Origin of the sequence: Pseudooceanicola nanhaiensis DSM 18065 (assembly GCF_000688295.1) — a bacterium.
In the GTDB taxonomy this organism is placed as follows: Bacteria; Pseudomonadota; Alphaproteobacteria; order Rhodobacterales; family Rhodobacteraceae; genus Pseudooceanicola; species Pseudooceanicola nanhaiensis.
This window is the reverse complement of record NZ_JHZF01000011.1, coordinates 218,224-234,747: the sequence shown is the minus strand read 5'-3', so window position 1 is coordinate 234,747 and position 16,524 is coordinate 218,224. Positions and strand designations below refer to the sequence as shown.

Here is a 16,524-nt window from a genome sequence, read left to right as displayed (position 1 = left end):
AGCCAGATCAGCCCGCCCGCGGGCCGCATCCGCCATTCCAGAGGAGCCCGCATGTCCCCCGCAGATACCGAGAAGACCGCAGAAGACTGGCTCGAGGCGGAGCTCATGGACTCGTTCGACGAAGAGGTCGAGCTGGAGATGGAGGACGCGGTGCTCTCGATGAAGATCCGCGAGATCTATCGCAAGGCGCACGGCCCCTCGATCCCGCGGCCGGAGTATTTCCGCGCGCTGCTGCACCTGCAGGCGGAGCTCATCAAGCTGCAGGACTGGGTCGTCGCGAGCGGCGAGAAGGTCGTCGTGCTGTTCGAGGGGCGCGACAGCGCCGGCAAGGGCGGCGTCATCAAGCGGATCACCCAGCGTCTGGACCCGCGCGTGGTGCGCACCGTCGCGCTGCCCGCACCCTCGAGCCGGGAAATGAGCCAATGGTATTTCCAACGCTACGTGCCGCACCTGCCGGCGGGTGGCGAGATCGTCCTCTTCGACCGCAGCTGGTACAACCGCGCGGGCGTCGAGCGGGTCATGGGCTTTGCCAGCGACAGGCAGGTGGAAGACTTCTTCCGCGACGTGCCCGAATTCGAGAGGATGCTGGTCCGTTCCGGCATCAAGGTGGTGAAATACTGGTTCTCGATCACCGACGAGGAGCAGCAGATGCGCTTCCTCATCCGGATCCACGATCCGCTCAAGCAATGGAAGCTGTCGCCGATGGACCTGCAGTCCCGCATCAGGTGGGAGGATTACACCAAGGCCAAGGAAGAGATGTTCGAGCGCACCAACATCCCCGAGGCGCCCTGGTACATCGTGCCCGGCAACGACAAGAAGCGGGCGCGGCTGAACTGCATCGACCATCTGCTGACGCTCTTCCCCTACGAGGAGGTGCCGCACGAGGACGCGGTGCTGCCGGACCGTGTCTTCAACCCGAATTACGAACGCTCGACGCTGCCGCCCGAGCTCTACGTGCCGTCGAAATACTGAGCGCCGCGACGCCGCGCGGTCAGGCCGACTGGGAGCTGAAGACCTTGCGGAAGAGGCCCGGACGCTCGCCCCGCGCGGGTTTTGCCTTGTGGCGGCGCGCATCGAAGCGGATGTCCGAGATCATCGGCGCGACCGTGACCGGGTTGAAGACCCAGCGACCCTTGCGGCGGGAGCGCGCGTCGGCCTCCTGATCGCCCATCCAGCGGACGAAATCGCGGACCTTGTCGAGAGGGCGCTGCGGGTCGGGCAGGTAATAGCCGCAGTTGATCCGCTGGCAGAGCGCGTCGAGCGCCGCGCAGAGCCTGCGGTAAGGCTCGGGCACGGCGTCCTTTTCGAGGTGATTGAAACTGTCGGGCTGGGCGTTCATGAACAGGCTCATGGCAGTCCCGAGGTCGACGCTGCGCTGTGCGGAAATCCAGCTCAGCACGGCCGGCGTCATCGTCGAGCGGTCGAGCCGCCGCGCGAGATCGCACAGGTCCTTCGGCGACAGCGCCTTCAGCATGTCCAGGATCTCGGCCTCGCGATCAGCCTGAACACCCGTGATACTCCGGGGCATCGCCAACTCCAGTCTCATTTCCCGCAATCCCAGATTGCAAAGGTAATCGGTTATTTTTTCGGACAGAATGTGGCGGATTGAGGGCCGACCCGTCGCCCCCCTCCCCCGGGGTGACGCGGAGGTGATGTTTTCCGGATTGGCCGCGCCCGGATAGCGGCCTATGTTCCGCCCATGTTTGCCGATCTGATCTCCCGCCTGACCCAGTCCGAGCCCGACAGCCTTCCCGACAGGGATGCCCGGCTTGCACTCACCGCCCTGCTCGTGCGGATCGCACGCAGCGACGGGCGCTACGACACCGCGGAACGCGGGCGGATCCTGCGGATCGCCCGGGCCCGCTACGCACTCGACGCGCCCGGGGCCGAGGACCTCGTGACCCAGGCCGAGACGCTCGAGGCGCAGGCGCCCGACACCGTGCGCTTCACCCGGTCGATCAAGGACGCGATCCCGCTGTCCGAGCGAATCGGCGTGATCGAGGCGCTGTGGTCCGTGGCGCTCGAGGACGGCGAACGCGACAGCGAGGAGGACGCGATCATGCGCCTCGTCGCCAGCCTTCTCGGCATCACCGATCAGGACAGCAACGCGGCCCGGCTCAGGGTCGCGGAGCGGTGAGCCCCGCGGGCCCGATCGCATCGCTGCCGATGTACGACCGGGCCGAGATCGCCGGCTCCACCAACGCCCTCTGGGGGGCCATTCGCGACGCCCTCCGGCAGGACGGTATCGAGGCGCCCGAGAAACTGACCCGCGCCGGATCGCTCTGGGATCACTGGCGCCACCCCGGCCTGGTGCTGTCGCAGACCTGCGGCCTGCCCTACCGCAAGGCGCTGCACGACAGCGTCACGCTGATCGGCACGCCCGATTACGCGCTGCCGGGCTGCCCGCCGGGGCATTACAATTCCGTCATCCTGATGCGGCCCGACGACGCGCGGACGGACAGCGCCGACTGGCCCGGACTGACGCTGGCGCTCAACGACGCCATCTCGCAATCCGGCTGGGCCGCGGCGCTCGAGACCGCGCGGGCGCATGGCACCCGCTTCGGAAATTACCTCGAGACCGGCGCGCATCGCGCATCGGTCCGGGCGGTGGCCGAGGGCCGGGCCGACATCTGCTTCGTCGATGCGCAGACCTGGCGGCTGATGAGCCTATGGGACAGCCTCGCCCCGAAGGTCACCGAGATCGGCCGGACCGCCCCCTCCCCGGGCCTGCCGCTGATCTCTGCCCGGGGCGCCGAGGCCGAGCGCATCGCCGCCGCCGTGCGCCGCGCGATCGAGCGCATGCCGGCAGCCGACCGCAGGACCATCGGGATCACCGGCCTCACCTGGATCCCGCCCGAGGCCTACCTTGAAAAGGACATCCCCGAACCGCCGCCCGCCTCGTCCCTGCCGCCTGCCTGATTCCGCGGCGGCGCGCGACGTCATCACCCCGCGATCGTTGCATTTCGCCACGATCTGCGCCCTACTCCCCCGAACGCCAACAGCCGGACCAGACCGCCGCAGTGACACAGACCGCCCCCGTCATCGAGATCCGCGAACTCCACAAATCCTACGGCGCGCTGGAAGTGCTCAAGGGGGTCGACCTGATCGCCCGGCAGGGCGAGGTCGTGTCGCTCATCGGCTCCTCCGGCTCGGGCAAGTCCACCCTCTTGCGCTGCGCCAACCTGCTGGAGGACAGCCAGCAGGGCGAGGTGCTCTTCAAGGGCGAGGCGGTGCACTGGAAGGGCGAGGGCATGGCGCGGCGTCCGGGCGACGCGAAGCAGGTGCTGCGGATCCGCACGAACCTCTCGATGGTCTTCCAGCAGTTCAACCTCTGGTCCCACATGACGATCCTGCAGAACGTGATGGAGGCGCCGGTGACGGTGCTGGGCCGCGACCGGGCCGAGGTCGAGGAGCGCGCGCGCCATTACCTGGACAAGGTGGGGATCGCCGACAAGGCCGACGCCTGGCCCGCCCAGCTGTCCGGCGGCCAGCAGCAGCGGGCCGCCATCGCGCGGGCGCTCTGCATGGAGCCCGAGGCGCTGCTCTTCGACGAACCGACCTCGGCGCTCGATCCCGAGCTGGAGCAGGAGGTGGTGAAGGTCATCAAGGACCTCGCCTCCGAGGGGCGCACGATGCTGCTCGTCACCCATGACATGCGCCTTGCCGCGGATGTCTCGGACGGCGTCGTCTTCCTCCACCAGGGCCGGATCATCGAGGAAGGCCCGCCCGATCAGCTGTTCGGGAACCCGCAGACCGAACGCCTGCGCGGCTTCCTGTCGGCCACCGCCCCGGGCTGAGCGCCCGGGCCCGCGGGCCCGGCCCGGGCGGGAATGCGCCCTGACGCATCGTCAGCCCGGCAGGGACCCGGCGTCCGGCTAGAAAAACCTTGTGTTGTCGGCGATATCCGCCAAGTCTCGATCCTCAGAAGCGGCACGAATAGCCGCCCAATTCAACGGGAGTATAGAATATGAAGACCCTGATCCTCTCCACCGCCGCGCTGGCGCTCGGCGCCGGGATGGCGCTTGCGCAGGACACCATCCGCCTCGGGACCGAGGGCGCCTACCCTCCGTTCAACCTGATCGACGACAAGGGCGAGGTCGGCGGCTTCGAGCGCGAGGTCGGCGACGAGCTCTGCAAGCGCGCCGAGCTGACCTGCGAATGGGTCACCAACGACTGGGATTCGATCATTCCGAACCTCGTCTCGGGCAACTACGACGTGATCATCGCGGGCATGTCGATCACCGACGAGCGTGACGAGGTCATCGACTTCACCCAGAACTACTACCCGCCGGCCTCCTCCGCCTATGTCGCGATGGACGAGGGCGTCGACCTGACCGGCGGCGTCGTGGCCGCGCAGACCGCGACGATCCAGGCCGGCCACGTGGCCGAGAGCGGCGCGACGCTGGTCGAGTTCGCCACCCCCGATGAAACCGTCGCGGCCGTCCGCAACGGCGAGGCCGATGCGGTCTTCGCCGACAAGGACTACCTCAAGCCGGTGGTCGAGGAATCGGGCGGCGAGCTGATCTTCGTCGGCGAGGACGTCCAGCTCGGCGGCGGCGTGGGCCTCGGCCTGCGCGAGAGCGACACCGAGCTGAAAGAGAAGTTCAACACGGCCATCACCTCGATGAAGGAGGACGGCTCGCTCAACGAACTGCTGAAGAAGTGGTTCGGCGAAGACACCGTCACCTACTGAGCCGACAGGCGGGGCCCTCCGGGGCCCCGCGACGCATTCCGCCATGTTCGAATTCTGCGCCGATCCGAAGAGCCTCGAGGGCGCCCGCTGGATGGTCTGTTACCTGACCACGGGCAAGCACCTCCTCTTCTATCAGAGCTTCCTTCTCGTGATCGGGCTGATGCTCGTGACGGTGCCCTGCGCGCTGGCCATGGGCTTTCTCGGCGCGCTCGGCGCGCGGTCCTCGATCGCGCCGCTGCGCTGGCTCGGCAAGGGCTACGCGGCGCTGGTGCGCGGCGTGCCGGACATCGCCTTCTTCCTCTTCGTGCCGCTCGCCCTCGACCAGGGGCTGGAGTGGCTCCGCCACCAGGTGAAATGCCCCGACTGGGACGCGCCCGTCCGGCAGGGCAACGATTTCGTCGTCTGCTCGGCCGCGAAACTTCCGCTCTCCTCGTCGCCGCAATGGGTGCACGAGACCTATGGCATCATCCTCGCCGTGGCCGCCTTCGCCTTCGTCTTCGGCGCCTTCGCGAGCCACGTCCTGTCGGGCGCGATGAACGCGGTCCCCCGCGCCCAGCTCGAGACCGCCGAGGCCTATGGCATGACCCCGCGCCAGACCACGTGGCGCATCCTCGTGCCGCAGATGTGGATCTACGCCCTGCCCGGGCTGTCGAACCTCTGGATGGTGCTGATCAAGGCGACGCCGCTGCTGTTCATCCTCGGGATCGAGGACATCGTCTACTGGGGCCGGGAACTCGGCGGGATGAAGACCTCTGCCTACGATTACCCGCATGGCGACTGGCGGCTGTGGTACTTCCTCGCGCTGCTGGTCTTCTACCTGATGCTCACCAGGGTCTCCGAGATCGTGCTGTCCCGGCTGACCCGCCGCCTGTCCCACGGGCAGGCCACCATGGCCGGCGAGGAGATGCGCCGCGCATGACCTGTGTCGAGACCTTCCAGGCCTATGCCCTCCGCTCGATCGGCCTCGGCGAACGCCTGCTGCCGCGGTCGGACTTCACCTTCTGCGATCACGTGGTGCTGATCGGCTCGGGCCTGATCTGGAACCTCTATTTCGCGATCTGCGCGCTCGCGCTCGGCTTCTTCTTCGCCACCGGGATCGCGCTGGCGCGGAATTCCGCGAACCTGCTCCTGCGCAAGCCGGCCGAGTGGTTCACCTTCGTCTTCCGCGGCTCGCCGCTCTTCATCCAGTTCTTCCTGTTCTACGAGGCCTTCACGCTCCTGCCCCGCGCCGGGATCGACCTGAACCTCGGCATCGTCGAGATCAACATCGCGACCTCCTGGATCACCCGCGCCTGGGCCGGGGCGCTGGTCGTGCTGTTCCTGAACACCTCCGCCTATTCGGGCGAGATCTTCTACGGCGCGCTCCGCTCCGTCCCGAAGGGCGATCTGGAGGCGGCCGACGCCTACGGCTTCTCGGGCTGGCGGAAGTTCCGGCGCATCACCTGGCCCACCATGCTGCGGCTTGCCTGGCCCGCCTACACGAACGAGGCGATCTTCCTGTTCCATGCGACGACCCTGGTCTTCTTCTCGTCCTTCCCGGCCTGGCAGCAGAAGGGCGACGCGCTCTATTACGCGAGCTACCTGGCGGACAAGACCTTCAACCCCTTCATCGCCTACCCGGTGCTCGCGGTCTACTTCATGGCGCTGACGCTGATGATCATCTGGATCTTCGGCAGGGTGAACCGCCGGCTCAACAGCCACCTGCCGAGCAACACCCGCGCCCGGATCCGGCCCCGCCTCTTCCCGATGCGCTGACCCCCGGGGGTGGAGGGGGGCCAGCCCCCCGTCGGGCCTGCGGCCCGACTCCCCCCGGGATACATTGACCAGAGGAAGGCAGGAGCGCCGCGGCCCTGCTTCCTCTTGCCACAAATATCCCCGCCGGAGGCAGCGCGATCCGGCCCCCGGCCGGATCGCAAAAGCATCGTGTGCGGCCCGCCTGCGGGCCGCTCCGCTGGATCAGCTGTCCCCGCCCGAAATCAGCCGGCGGCGCAGCCAGCCCGAGAAGGCATCCATGGCGAAGACCATCAGGATCACGAGGATGATGTAATAGGTCACCTCCTCCCAGTCCTTCTGGGTGATCATCGCCTGCGTCAGCAGGAGCCCGATGCCGCCGCCGGTGATCGCGCCGATGATCGTGGCGCTGCGGGTATTGCTCTCGAAGAAGTAGAGCACCTGGCTCAGCAGCACCGGCGTCACCTGCGGGATCACCCCGAAGCGGTAGCGCTGGACCGGCTTCGCGCCCGTCGACTGCACGCCTTCGATCTGCTTGCCGTCGACATTCTCGAGCGCCTCCGAGAACATCTTCCCGAAGCTGCCGGTATCCGTCACCAGGATCGCCAGCGCCCCCGTCAGCGGCCCCGGTCCGAAGGCGCGGGCCAGGATGATCGTCCAGATCAGCGCGTCCACGCCCCGGCAGAAGTCGAAGAGCCGCCGCGCCACCTGACGGACCAGCACCAGCGGCGTGAAGTTCTTCGCCGCGAGGAAGGCCAGCGGCAGCGCCACGAGCGCCGCGCCGAAGGTGCCGAGGAAGGCCATCAGGATCGTCTCGAACAGCGCCCAGGCCACGTCGCCATGCCGCCACATCGGGTTGAACCAGATGTCATGCAGGATCGCGCCGCCCTCGCCCTCCCAGGTCTTCACCGCGAGCTGGGCAAAGCTCAGCCCGTGGTAGGGGCTGTCGAGGGTGAAGAAGAACAGCTCCCAGCCCGTCGCATAGCGGAACGCCTCGGACGCGCGCCGCGTGATCGTCAGCCGGCCGTTCGGCGTGGTGATCGTCACCCGGTTCTTCGAGGCGTTGACGAAGTCCGGCATCGGCCCTTCGGGGAAGGTCGCGTTCACCCCGCCGGCCCCCGGCTCCGCACGGACGATGCCGTAGCCCGGCACGTCGATCGAGACATCCTCGCCGAAGGTCACCACGCTGCCGTCGCCCAGATCGACGGTGGTCGTGTCACCGAACTGCACCCAGTCCGGCCCGGTGCCCTCCGCGTAGGTGCCCTTGCGCTCGCCCTCGATGGCGATCCGCAGGCCGCCGTCGGCATTGTCGCGCGTCACGTGGGTCTTGTAGCTGTAGGTGTCGGCCACCAGCGCCCGCGCATTGTCGAGGCTCGCCCGCCCGAGCAGGCCGGGCACGTCGAAGGCGAAGAAGGCATAGGTCAGGTAGAGCAGCACCAGCGCCGGGATCGCGACCGCCGTCAGCCGCTTGCGGCGGAACAGCGCCTCGGCCCGGGGTTTCATGGTGGCGGGGGTATCGGCGATCATGCTCATGCCAGCATCTCCGAGGCGCGGCCGTGTGCCAGCCGGTTGCGGACCACGGAGGAGACCTGGTCCACCGCGACGATCGTGAGGAACAGCATCAGGAAGATCGCCGCGCTGTCGTCGTACTTCCCCGCCCCCCATGTCATCGCGTTCTTCAGCTCGTAGCCGATCCCGCCCGCGCCGACGAAGCCGAGGATGGCCGAGGCGCGGATGTTGATCTCGAACCGCAGCAGCGCGTAGCTCAGGTAATTCGGCGACACCTGCGGCACCACGCCGAGCGCCATCCGCTGGGACCAGTTGGCACCGACCGAGGCCAGCCCCTCGACGGGCTTGAGCGAGGCGTTCTCGTTCACCTCCGAGAACAGCTTGCCGAGCGCGCCCGAGGTGTGGAAGGCGATGGCGATCATCGCCGGCACCGGCCCGCCGCCGAGGACGAAGATCAGGATCAGCGCGATGACGATCTCGGGCACCGCGCGCATCACGTCCATCAGCCGCCGGAACAGCGGGATCAGGCGCGGCCAGCGGGCCAGGCCGCGGGTCGAGAGCATCGACAGCACGACCGCGATCAGCGTGCCGATCAGGGTCGAGACGGCGGCGATGTTGATCGTCTCGAGCAGCGCGGGGAAGTACTCGACGACATGGGCGGGCAGTTCGGCCCGCTTCTCCCAGGCCTCGGCGATCACGATCTTCGGGAAGACGAAGACATTGGCGATGCCGTCCCAGAACCCGCCCGCGTTGCGGGCGTCCGCGATCATGAAGCCCGAGGCCATCAGCGCCACGAAGAGCGACAGCAGGATGCCGGAATAGAGGCGCTTGCGCCGTGTCAGGGCGAGGTAGTCTTCGCGGATATCGGCGAGACGACCGTCGCTCGAAAGCTCTGCCATGGCGGAAGGGCCCCTTGCAAGATATGGAACGGGCAGGTCCCGAGGGAGACCCGCCCGAAGGTCACGATCAGTTCGACTGCGATTTGCGCGCGGCGATGATCGAGAGATAGGCGTCGTGGTCGATCGGGTCGAAGCCCAGCGATTCACCGGCCGAGATGTTGTAGGTGCATTCCTGGTCCTTGTCGTACATGCCGTCGACGAGGGCCGTCATGGTCGCCTTCACCTCCTGCGGGAGCGCCTTGCGGAGCACCACCGGGCCTTCCGGGATCGGCTTGGAGCGCCAGATCTCGACGAGGTCGTTCATGTCGACGAGGCCCGCGTCCACGGCCTTGCGCAGCGCGCCCGAGTTGTAGCCGTCTTCCCAGTTGCCCTGCCCGTCGGCCCAGGTCACGCCGCCGTCGACGTCGCCGTTGTTGACCGCGACGATGGTCTGCTCGTGGCCGCCGGTGAAGACGACCTCGCCGAAGTAGTCGCCGTTCTCCATCGAGGCGCCGGTCTGTTCGGGGATCTCGATCGAGGGGATCAGGTAGCCGGAGGTCGAGTTCGGGTCACCGAAGCCGAATTTCTTGCCCTGCATGTCCTCGAGCGAGGTGATGCCGCTGTCCTTCCGGGCGAAGCCGATGGAGTGGTAGCCGTGCGAACCGTCGAGGTTGACCTTCACCAGCACCGGCTCCACCGCCTCGGGATCGTCGAGATAGGTCTTGGCGTAGCCGGAGGCGCCCAGCCAGGCCATGTCGATGGTGCCGCCGAGCAGGCCCTGGATGACGCCGTTGTAATCGGCGGGCGCGAAGAGCTTGACCGGAACGCCGAGCGCTTCCTCGGTGTAGCTCTTCAGGCATTCGTGGCTGTTCAGCCGGTCCTGGGCGTTTTCGCCGCCGAGGATGCCGATGCGGAATTCCGAGATCTCCTGGGCGGCCAGCGGCGCGGCCAGGGCGGTCGTCGCCAGGGCGGCTGCGATCAGTGTCTTCATGTCATGTGTCCCTTCTTCGATGGGCCGCCGGGCCTTGCCCGCGCGGCGGTTGGAAGCTCTTCGGTCAGGCCTGCGCCTCGGCCTCGCGGATCTCCGCGATCTGCACCGGGCTCAGGCTTTCGATGGAGGTCGATGTCGCGGCCTCGGAGAAGCCGGCATCGGCGCCGTAGATGTCGCGGGCGGCGCCGGTCGTGAGCTGCCGGGGCGTGCCGTCGAAGACGATCCGCCCGTCGCGCATCCCGATCACCCGGTCGCAGTAGCGCCGCGCGGTGTCGAGCGTGTGGAGGTTGGCGATCACCATCCGGCCGTCCTCCTCGTGGATGCGGCGGAGCGCGTCCATCACCACCTGCGCGTTCATCGGGTCCAGCGAGGCGATCGGCTCGTCGGCGAGGATGATCTTCGGATCCTGCATCAGCGCGCGTGCGATGGCGACGCGCTGCTGCTGGCCGCCCGAAAGCGCCTCGGCCCGTTTCGGCGCGTGCTCGGCGATGCCGAGCCGGTCGAGGATGTCGATGGCGCGGTGAATGTCCTGCGCCGGGTAGAGGTTGAAGAGCGTCGCGAAGGTCGAGCGGCGGTTCAGCGTGCCGTGCAGCACGTTCGAGACCACGTCCATCCGCGGCACGAGGTTGAACTGCTGGAAGATCATCGCACATTCGGCCTGCCACGCCCGCTTCTCGGCCCCCCGCAGCGCGGTGATCTCGCGGCCCTCGAAACGGATGGCGCCGGACGAATGGTCGGTCAGCCGGTTCAGCATCCGCAGGAGGGTGGATTTCCCGGCCCCGGAGCGGCCGATGATGCCGATCATCATCGGGCGGTCGACGTCGATCGTCGCGCGGTCCACGGCCGTGTTCCGGCCGAATTGCTTCGTCAGTTGCTCGATCTGCAGCACAGGTAACCCCCAAGTTCTGGGGGGCGTGCTACGGCTGGCCGGACACGGGGATGTGAAGACGCGGTGAAAGTTTTGTAACGCCGCGCGCGCGGCCCGGCCGAGGCAGCCTGCGTTGATGTTGAAATCGCAGCTGCAGGCGGCATAGTGTCGGCGCTTGGGACGGGGAGCAGCGGTCATGGCGAATTTGCAACGCGGGGGTCTCGTCCGGCAATTGACGCTCCGCCATCTGCGCGTGATCCACGGCCTGGCCGAGCATCGCCTTGTCGCGCGCGTCTCGGCGGAGCTGAATGTCACGCAGCCTGCGGTCTCCAAGCAGATTGCCGAGCTGGAAGAGATCGTCGGCACCCCGATCATCCGGCGCGAGCGGAATCGGCTGCATCTGACCCCGGTCGGGCGGCGGCTGGCGGATCATGCGCGTCAGGTGCTCAACCAGCTGGACCGGGCCGAGTTCGACCTGCAGGCGATGGCGAGCGGCGTTGCAGGCACCGTCAATATCGGCGTGGTCAGTTCCGTGGCGCCGATCGTGCTGCCCCAGGCCATCACCCTGTTCAAGAACGCGGCGCCGAATGCGAGCCTGTCGATCACCGAAGGGCATTTTGTCTCGCTCTATCCGCGGCTGGATGCGGGGCAGTTCGATCTGCTGATTGCCCGGACATGGCAGCCGCAGGATCTGGAGGGGATCGACCAGACGGTCCTGCTGACCGAACCGCTGGTGGTCGTCGCCGGGCGCAATCATCCGCTGGCGAAGATGGCGGAGATCGCCTGGATCGAAGCGGTCCGCTGGCCCTGGATCCTGCCACAGCCGGATTCGGTGGCGCGCCGGGCCGTGGACGCGATGTTTGCCGAACGCGGGGTCACGCCGCCGGGCAATACCATCTCGTCTCTGTCCCTGTCGCTCAACCTCGAGCTTCTGCAGCAGATGCCGACGCTTGGCATGTTCCCGCAGAGCCTTGCCAAAGCCCATGTCGCGCGGGGCGATCTGGTGGTGCTGCCACTGGATACCGGGGATTTCCTGTCCGAAGCGCGATGCTTCTGGAAGACGGGCGGGCAGCAGAACAACAATGCCTTCGCGCTGTTCATGAAATGTCTGGGCCAGGTATCGGAGCACGGACAAACCATTCCGTTTGGTTAAGGTTGCGGGCGAAAAACTCATTATTGTTGCCGAAACCTTCATCATACCTTGACGAGAGTTTCAGGGAGAGGCTGGCGCTCACGCATCGCGAGGGCCGGTTGGAGAGAATATGGACAATGCGACACCGACCGGGCTTTCGGCCCGAATGGTTCTGGCTGCCTTTGCGCGGGGGGAACTGACCCCAAGCACCTATCTCGAGGCCTGCCTTTCGCATATTTCGCGCGTGAACCCCTTCATCAACGCGCTCACCGCCTTCGACACCGAACGGGCCGTGGCCGAAGCTGCCGCGGCCACGGCGCGCTGGCGGGATGGTGCCCCCAGGGGAACGCTCGACGGTCTGCCGCTCGGGGTCAAGGACTTGCAGGACACCGCCGGGTTGCTGACCACCCATGGCAGTCCCCGCGCCGTCGCGAATGTGCCAGGCACCGATCTGCCGATGGTGGCGCGGCTGCGGGCGGCGGGGGCGATCGTGCTGGCCAAGACCAACGTGCCCGAGCTGGGGGCCGGCGGGAACACCCGCAACCCGGTCTGGGGGGCGACCGGCAACCCGTTCAATCCGTCGCTGACCGTCGGCGGCTCCTCGGGGGGGTCGGCGGCCGCACTGGCCGCGGATCTGCTGCCGATCTGCACCGGTTCGGACACCGGCGGATCGCTGCGCCTGCCGGCCGCGATCTGCGGCATCGTCGGCTACAGGCCTTCGGTCGACGTCGTGGCGCATCCGACGCGGCCGCTCGGGTGGTCCGGGATCTCGGTCCTTGGGCCGATGGCGCGGGATGTGGAGGATCTGATCCTGCTGTTGCGCGCGGTGCATGGGGGCCATCCGAACGATCCGCTGTCGATGTCCTATCCCGCGGATCGGTTCGACAGGCTGCCAGAGAGGCCCCTGAACACGCTTCGTCTGGGCTATTCCGAGGATTTCGGCGGTGCCCCCGTCGATCCGGATATCCGTGCGACATTCCGCAATCGCATCGAGGCGATCGCGCCGCATGTGGCCGAGTGCCGCGCAGTCGATATGGCCCTCGGCGGCATGGACCGGGTCTTCGACATCCTGCGCGCCGAAAGCTTCCTGACGGCGTTCGACGGGCCGGCGCGAGAGGCGCCCGAGCTTTTCGGAGCGACGATCCACGCCAATCTCGATCTGGGGCGCCGGTTCACCTTGACCGACCGGGGCTGGGCGCACGCCGAACAGACCCGCATCCTGCGCGCCTTCAACGCACGGATGGAAGGGCTGGATGCGATCCTCACGCCGACAGTTCCCGTCTCGCCCGGGCCCTGGAGCGCGCCGCACGTGACCCATGTCGACGGCGAGGAGATGGATATCTATTACCGCTCGCTGGCGCTGACCTATCGCGGTTCGCTGAGCGGAGGCCCCGCCATCACGCTGCCCGCCGGGCGGGACGGGGCGGGAATGCCGTTCGGGCTTCAGATGCTGGGGGCCGCGCGCGGCGACACCGATCTGCTGGCCGTGGCACGGAGCATGGAAGCCTTCCTCGAGGCCGATCCCGAGACCGCCCGCCCGCGTCCCGACCTGTCGAAGCTGCGGGCCGTGACGCCCGCGCTTCGGTCTATCGTGACGCATCCGCCCGTCCTTCACCCGACACGCACCGGCGCAGACGCGTCCGTGCGCACCGCCGTCTGAGGTCCTCGATCATGTGGTTGCTCCCCGTCCTCTTCGTCCTGCTCCTGATCAGCGGCACGGCCTTCGCCTACCTCATGGGGGCGGTGTCGGTCTTTGCCTTCCTCCTGGCGGGCAAGGCGCAGTTCCTTTCGGTGATGCCGCAGCGGATCTTTGCGCAGCTCGATGTCTTCGCCTTCATGGCCATGCCGCTGTTCATCCTGACAGCCGAGATCATGACCCGGGCCGGCGTGACGCGCAGCCTGATCGACTTTGCCCTGTCCATCGTCGGGCGGCTGCGCGGCGGGCTGGGGCACGTGAACATCCTGACGAGCGTCTTCTTCGCCGGTATCTCGGGCTCTGCCATCGCGGACAGTGCGGCCTTGTCGCGGACCTTCGTGCCCGAGATGGAGGAACGGGGCTACGACCGCTATTACGCAGGCGCGATCACCGCGGCCTCGTCGATGATCGGGCCGATCATTCCGCCGTCGATCATCATGATCATCTACGGCGGTCTGACCGGGGCCTCCGTTGCTGCCCTCTTCACCGCTGGCGTCATTCCCGGCGTGCTTCTGGCCCTGTCCCTCATGGCGCTGAACGCGGTGATCGCGCGGGTGCGCAATCATCCGGGCGGGCCGTCGCCGGATCTGCCCAGGTTCTGGCCCAGCCTGCTGCGCGCAGCCCCGGCGCTGCTGCTGCCGGTGGTGATCCTGGGCAGCCTGGTGCTGGGCCTCGCGACGCCGACCGAAGGCTCTGCGGTGGCCGTGCTCTTTGCGCTGATCGCGGGGCAGTTCTACACCGGGCTGAGCCGCGGGATGATCCTGGACGCGCTTGAGGCGACCGCACGGTTGACCGGCACGATCTTCATCATCCTCGCCGCCATCTCGATCCTCGGGTTCCTGGCGGGCCAGCTGGGCTGGAGCGAGGCCCTGGCCGGCTGGGTCGCGAGCTTTGGCCTGACGGGGACCAAGTACCTGTTCTTCCTGCTCTGCATCTTCCTGGTCGCGGGCATGTTCATGGATACGCCCGTCGCGCTGACGCTGCTGATCCCGCTGTTCGCCCCGCAGGCGCTGGAGCAGGGGATCAACCCGACCCACCTGGGGATCGTGCTGTGCTTCAACCTCTGTGTCGGGCTGATCACACCGCCGCTTGGCAAATGCCTGGTCGTCGTCTCGGCGCTGACCAACCTCAATTACTGGCGACTGGCCTATACCGCGCTGCCCTTCGTGGCGGTGCAGGTCCTGCTGCTCTTCGCACTCGCTTACTGGCCGGAACTCTGCCTCTGGCTGCCGCGCCTTGCCGGCTTTTCCGTCGATTGACACCATTCAGGGAGGACCAAGAATGAAACTGAAACATATTGCGCTGGCCGCGCTCATGGCGACGGCCTCGGCCGCTTCGGCCGAAGTGAAGATCGCGCTCGACGGGGCACCCGATCCGGAGGTTTCGGGCACCTACAACTGGGTCATGGGCTTCAGCGAGGTTCTGGAGAAGGCCGGGATGAAGGTGCGCGAGATGCCGCGGGATTCCGTGGGCAACGAGGCCGAGAAGTTCGATCAGCTCTCGACCGGGCTGCTGGAGTTGTCGCTGTCGGATGTGCGCGCCATCGCGCAGGTCGATCCGTTCATCTACGGGCTGCGCCTGCCCTACATGTTCGACGATGCGGCGCATATGCAGCGCGCGCTTGCGGACGGCAGCATCTTCGACCGCGTGAACGAGGCCGTGGCAGACCAGGACGTCATGCTGCTGGCCATCGTTCCGATCGGCCCCTCCTCGGGCATCATCACCACCGATGCCGCCGTGCGCACGCCGGCGGACATGGCCGATCTGCGGATGCGGGCCCTGGATGACGCGCAGATCGCGCTGTACAAGGCCTGGGGCTCCACCGGGACCGTCGTGCCCTGGGGCGAAGTGCCCGCGGGCCTGCAGACCGGCGTGATCGACGGCTATCTGAATTCGCCCTTCGTGCCGATCTCCTTCGGTCAGACCGATTTCGTCAAGAACTTCTCGGATTCGCGCACGATCATCCCGATCCGGGCCGTGATCGCGTCGAAGATGTGGTACGACGGGCTGTCGGACGCGGAGCGGAGCGCGGTGACCGAAGCCATCGCGGCCGGCAATGCGGCCACGCAGGCCTGGCTTGACGAGGTCTCGAGCACCTCGCTCGAGGCGCTGGAAGAGAAGGGCGTGACCGTGCAGCGCCTGACCGACGAGGAGCGCGGCGCTTTCCGCGAGCGGTCCAAGCAGGTCTACGATTCCGGCCTGATGCCGTCGGATGACGTGAAGGTCTGGACGGACCTGTCCGACGCCACCCGCTGAGCCGATGCCGGGGCGCCGCAACCGGCGCCCCACGACTTTTCTGCAGATCAGACGGAGCTGCACGCCTTGAGCAATATGATCATCAGCCTCAGCAACGGCCTGCACCGTGTCGCCCGCAGCGTCGCCATGTGTGCCGTGGCCGGCATGTTCATCACCGTCATGATCCAGGTCGTGGCGCGCTACGTCTTCTCGTCCCCGCCGATCTGGACCGAGGACGTGGCGCGTTACATGATGGTCTGGACCGGGCTTCTGGGCACGACGCTGTCGTTCAAGGGCCGCTCGGACGCGGTGCTGATGAAGAGCGTGTTCCCGCCGCGCCCGGCCCTCATGGGGCTGGTGTCCGAGGCCATCCGCTCGGCCGCGGTGCTGAGCTTCATCCTGCCGGTCATCTGGTTTTCCTTCATGGGTCTGCGCGGGGGGCTCGCCAAAGGCTATCTGGCGCGGCAGGCGGGGCTGACGGCGGATACCCTGGGCATCGCCATGGTCTGGATCGCCGTGGTCGTGCCCATCGCCATGATCATCATCCTGGTCCACCTCGCCGCGCAATGGGCGGAGGACAGGCTCGAGGCGCCTGACACCACCGATGCCGTCGCCGGCCTGGATTGAGGCCCACCGGGTCATGGTCATGAGGTGACTGCAGCTTGGGTGCGTGAGTGGGCCTCACCGACCCGAAGGCAGAACCTCCCGGCGAAGATCGGCAGTGAGCAGACTCGGGGCCCGGGCTCCGTCGTGCTCCCGGGAGCTGCAATCAAGGCGCAGCGACGATCGCC

At 67.4% G+C, this 16,524-nt stretch carries 17 protein-coding genes; 12 read left to right on the top strand and 5 right to left on the bottom strand.

The window, feature by feature from the left end; genetic code table 11:
- Positions 1-51: 51 nt before the first annotated feature.
- Positions 52-972, top strand: a complete 921-nt coding sequence (gene ppk2, locus Q344_RS0102040) for a polyphosphate kinase 2 (protein WP_028285183.1) — start codon at positions 52-54, stop codon at positions 970-972.
- Between the two features lie 19 nt (positions 973-991).
- On the opposite strand, the gene Q344_RS24995 is transcribed toward ppk2, so the two are convergent.
- Entirely contained in the window at positions 992-1,528 is a 537-nt protein-coding gene (locus Q344_RS24995) for a hypothetical protein (protein ID WP_156954616.1), read from the bottom strand.
- Between the two features lie 171 nt (positions 1,529-1,699).
- Here Q344_RS24995 and Q344_RS0102030 point away from each other — a divergent pair, with 171 nt between their 5' ends.
- The 6 genes from Q344_RS0102030 to Q344_RS0102005 all read left to right on the top strand — a co-directional run bounded on the left by Q344_RS0102030 (position 1,700) and on the right by Q344_RS0102005 (position 6,448).
- Positions 1,700-2,137, top strand: a complete 438-nt coding sequence (locus Q344_RS0102030; protein ID WP_028285182.1) for a tellurite resistance TerB family protein — start codon at positions 1,700-1,702, stop codon at positions 2,135-2,137.
- Entirely contained in the window at positions 2,134-2,919 is a 786-nt protein-coding gene (locus tag Q344_RS0102025) for a phosphate/phosphite/phosphonate ABC transporter substrate-binding protein (RefSeq protein WP_229669120.1), read from the top strand. Before Q344_RS0102030 ends, Q344_RS0102025 begins: the two co-directional genes overlap by 4 nt.
- Before the next feature lie 101 nt (positions 2,920-3,020).
- Entirely contained in the window at positions 3,021-3,797 is a 777-nt protein-coding gene (locus Q344_RS0102020; protein WP_028285180.1) for an ABC transporter ATP-binding protein, read from the top strand.
- A gap of 170 nt (positions 3,798-3,967) precedes the next feature.
- Entirely contained in the window at positions 3,968-4,693 is a 726-nt protein-coding gene (locus Q344_RS0102015) for a transporter substrate-binding domain-containing protein (protein ID WP_028285179.1), read from the top strand.
- 43 nt (positions 4,694-4,736) lie between these two features.
- Entirely contained in the window at positions 4,737-5,612 is an 876-nt protein-coding gene (locus Q344_RS0102010) for an ABC transporter permease (protein ID WP_028285178.1), read from the top strand.
- The gene (locus tag Q344_RS0102005; protein ID WP_028285177.1) at positions 5,609-6,448 is read left to right on the top strand and encodes an ABC transporter permease; all 840 of its coding nucleotides are present in this window, start codon (positions 5,609-5,611) and stop codon (positions 6,446-6,448) included. Before Q344_RS0102010 ends, Q344_RS0102005 begins: the two co-directional genes overlap by 4 nt.
- A gap of 201 nt (positions 6,449-6,649) precedes the next feature.
- On the opposite strand, the gene phnE (Q344_RS0102000) is transcribed toward Q344_RS0102005, so the two are convergent.
- The 4 genes from phnE (Q344_RS0102000) to phnC form a co-directional block, all read right to left on the bottom strand.
- Positions 6,650-7,957: a phosphonate ABC transporter, permease protein PhnE gene (gene phnE, locus Q344_RS0102000; RefSeq protein ID WP_028285176.1), complete on the bottom strand. Its 1,308-nt coding sequence runs from the start codon at positions 7,955-7,957 to the stop codon at positions 6,650-6,652.
- Positions 7,954-8,832: a phosphonate ABC transporter, permease protein PhnE gene (gene phnE / locus Q344_RS0101995; RefSeq protein ID WP_028285175.1), complete on the bottom strand. Its 879-nt coding sequence runs from the start codon at positions 8,830-8,832 to the stop codon at positions 7,954-7,956. The genes phnE (Q344_RS0102000) and phnE (Q344_RS0101995) overlap by 4 nt, the downstream gene beginning before the upstream one ends.
- A 67-nt stretch (positions 8,833-8,899) precedes the next feature.
- A complete protein-coding gene (gene phnD / locus Q344_RS0101990; protein WP_028285174.1) occupies positions 8,900-9,802 on the bottom strand; it encodes a phosphonate ABC transporter substrate-binding protein in 903 nt (300 codons plus the stop codon).
- A gap of 64 nt (positions 9,803-9,866) precedes the next feature.
- Complete coding sequence (gene phnC / locus Q344_RS0101985; protein ID WP_028285173.1) at positions 9,867-10,691, bottom strand: phosphonate ABC transporter ATP-binding protein; 825 nt, start codon at positions 10,689-10,691, stop codon at positions 9,867-9,869.
- Positions 10,692-10,866: 175 nt separating this feature from the next.
- Here phnC and Q344_RS22910 point away from each other — a divergent pair, with 175 nt between their 5' ends.
- From Q344_RS22910 to Q344_RS0101960, 5 genes are all read left to right on the top strand, one after another.
- Positions 10,867-11,823 carry a LysR family transcriptional regulator gene (locus tag Q344_RS22910; RefSeq protein WP_084178273.1) on the top strand — a complete coding sequence of 319 codons (957 nt, stop codon included), beginning with the start codon at positions 10,867-10,869 and terminating at the stop codon, positions 11,821-11,823.
- Between the two features lie 109 nt (positions 11,824-11,932).
- A complete protein-coding gene (locus tag Q344_RS0101975; RefSeq protein WP_028285172.1) occupies positions 11,933-13,462 on the top strand; it encodes an amidase in 1,530 nt (509 codons plus the stop codon).
- Between the two features lie 11 nt (positions 13,463-13,473).
- Positions 13,474-14,757 (top strand): TRAP transporter large permease, encoded by a 1,284-nt coding sequence (locus Q344_RS0101970; RefSeq protein WP_028285171.1) that lies wholly within the window; start codon positions 13,474-13,476, stop codon positions 14,755-14,757.
- 22 nt (positions 14,758-14,779) lie between these two features.
- The gene (locus Q344_RS0101965; RefSeq protein ID WP_028285170.1) at positions 14,780-15,754 is read left to right on the top strand and encodes a TRAP transporter substrate-binding protein; all 975 of its coding nucleotides are present in this window, start codon (positions 14,780-14,782) and stop codon (positions 15,752-15,754) included.
- Positions 15,755-15,829: 75 nt separating this feature from the next.
- Positions 15,830-16,360, top strand: coding sequence for a TRAP transporter small permease (locus Q344_RS0101960; protein ID WP_211249907.1), 531 nt, complete (start codon positions 15,830-15,832; stop codon positions 16,358-16,360).
- Positions 16,361-16,524: the final 164 nt, after the last annotated feature.

What these genes read in the sequence shown, in the direction of transcription:
- Q344_RS0101975 (WP_028285172.1), top strand. Translation starts at nt 11,933, where the DNA reads ATGGACAATGCGACACCGACCGGGCTTTCGGCCCGAATGGTTCTGGCT.
- Q344_RS0101970 (WP_028285171.1), top strand. Translation starts at nt 13,474, where the DNA reads ATGTGGTTGCTCCCCGTCCTCTTCGTCCTGCTCCTGATCAGCGGCACG.
- Q344_RS0102005 (WP_028285177.1), top strand. Translation starts at nt 5,609, where the DNA reads ATGACCTGTGTCGAGACCTTCCAGGCCTATGCCCTCCGCTCGATCGGC.
- Q344_RS0102030 (WP_028285182.1), top strand. Translation starts at nt 1,700, where the DNA reads ATGTTTGCCGATCTGATCTCCCGCCTGACCCAGTCCGAGCCCGACAGC.
- ppk2 (WP_028285183.1), top strand. Translation starts at nt 52, where the DNA reads ATGTCCCCCGCAGATACCGAGAAGACCGCAGAAGACTGGCTCGAGGCG.
- phnE (WP_028285176.1), bottom strand. Translation starts at nt 7,957, where the DNA reads ATGAGCATGATCGCCGATACCCCCGCCACCATGAAACCCCGGGCCGAG.
- Q344_RS0102010 (WP_028285178.1), top strand. Translation starts at nt 4,737, where the DNA reads ATGTTCGAATTCTGCGCCGATCCGAAGAGCCTCGAGGGCGCCCGCTGG.
- Q344_RS0101965 (WP_028285170.1), top strand. Translation starts at nt 14,780, where the DNA reads ATGAAACTGAAACATATTGCGCTGGCCGCGCTCATGGCGACGGCCTCG.
- phnE (WP_028285175.1), bottom strand. Translation starts at nt 8,832, where the DNA reads ATGGCAGAGCTTTCGAGCGACGGTCGTCTCGCCGATATCCGCGAAGAC.
- Q344_RS22910 (WP_084178273.1), top strand. Translation starts at nt 10,867, where the DNA reads ATGGCGAATTTGCAACGCGGGGGTCTCGTCCGGCAATTGACGCTCCGC.
- phnD (WP_028285174.1), bottom strand. Translation starts at nt 9,802, where the DNA reads ATGAAGACACTGATCGCAGCCGCCCTGGCGACGACCGCCCTGGCCGCG.
- Q344_RS24995 (WP_156954616.1), bottom strand. Translation starts at nt 1,528, where the DNA reads ATGCCCCGGAGTATCACGGGTGTTCAGGCTGATCGCGAGGCCGAGATC.
- Q344_RS0102015 (WP_028285179.1), top strand. Translation starts at nt 3,968, where the DNA reads ATGAAGACCCTGATCCTCTCCACCGCCGCGCTGGCGCTCGGCGCCGGG.
- Q344_RS0101960 (WP_211249907.1), top strand. Translation starts at nt 15,830, where the DNA reads ATGATCATCAGCCTCAGCAACGGCCTGCACCGTGTCGCCCGCAGCGTC.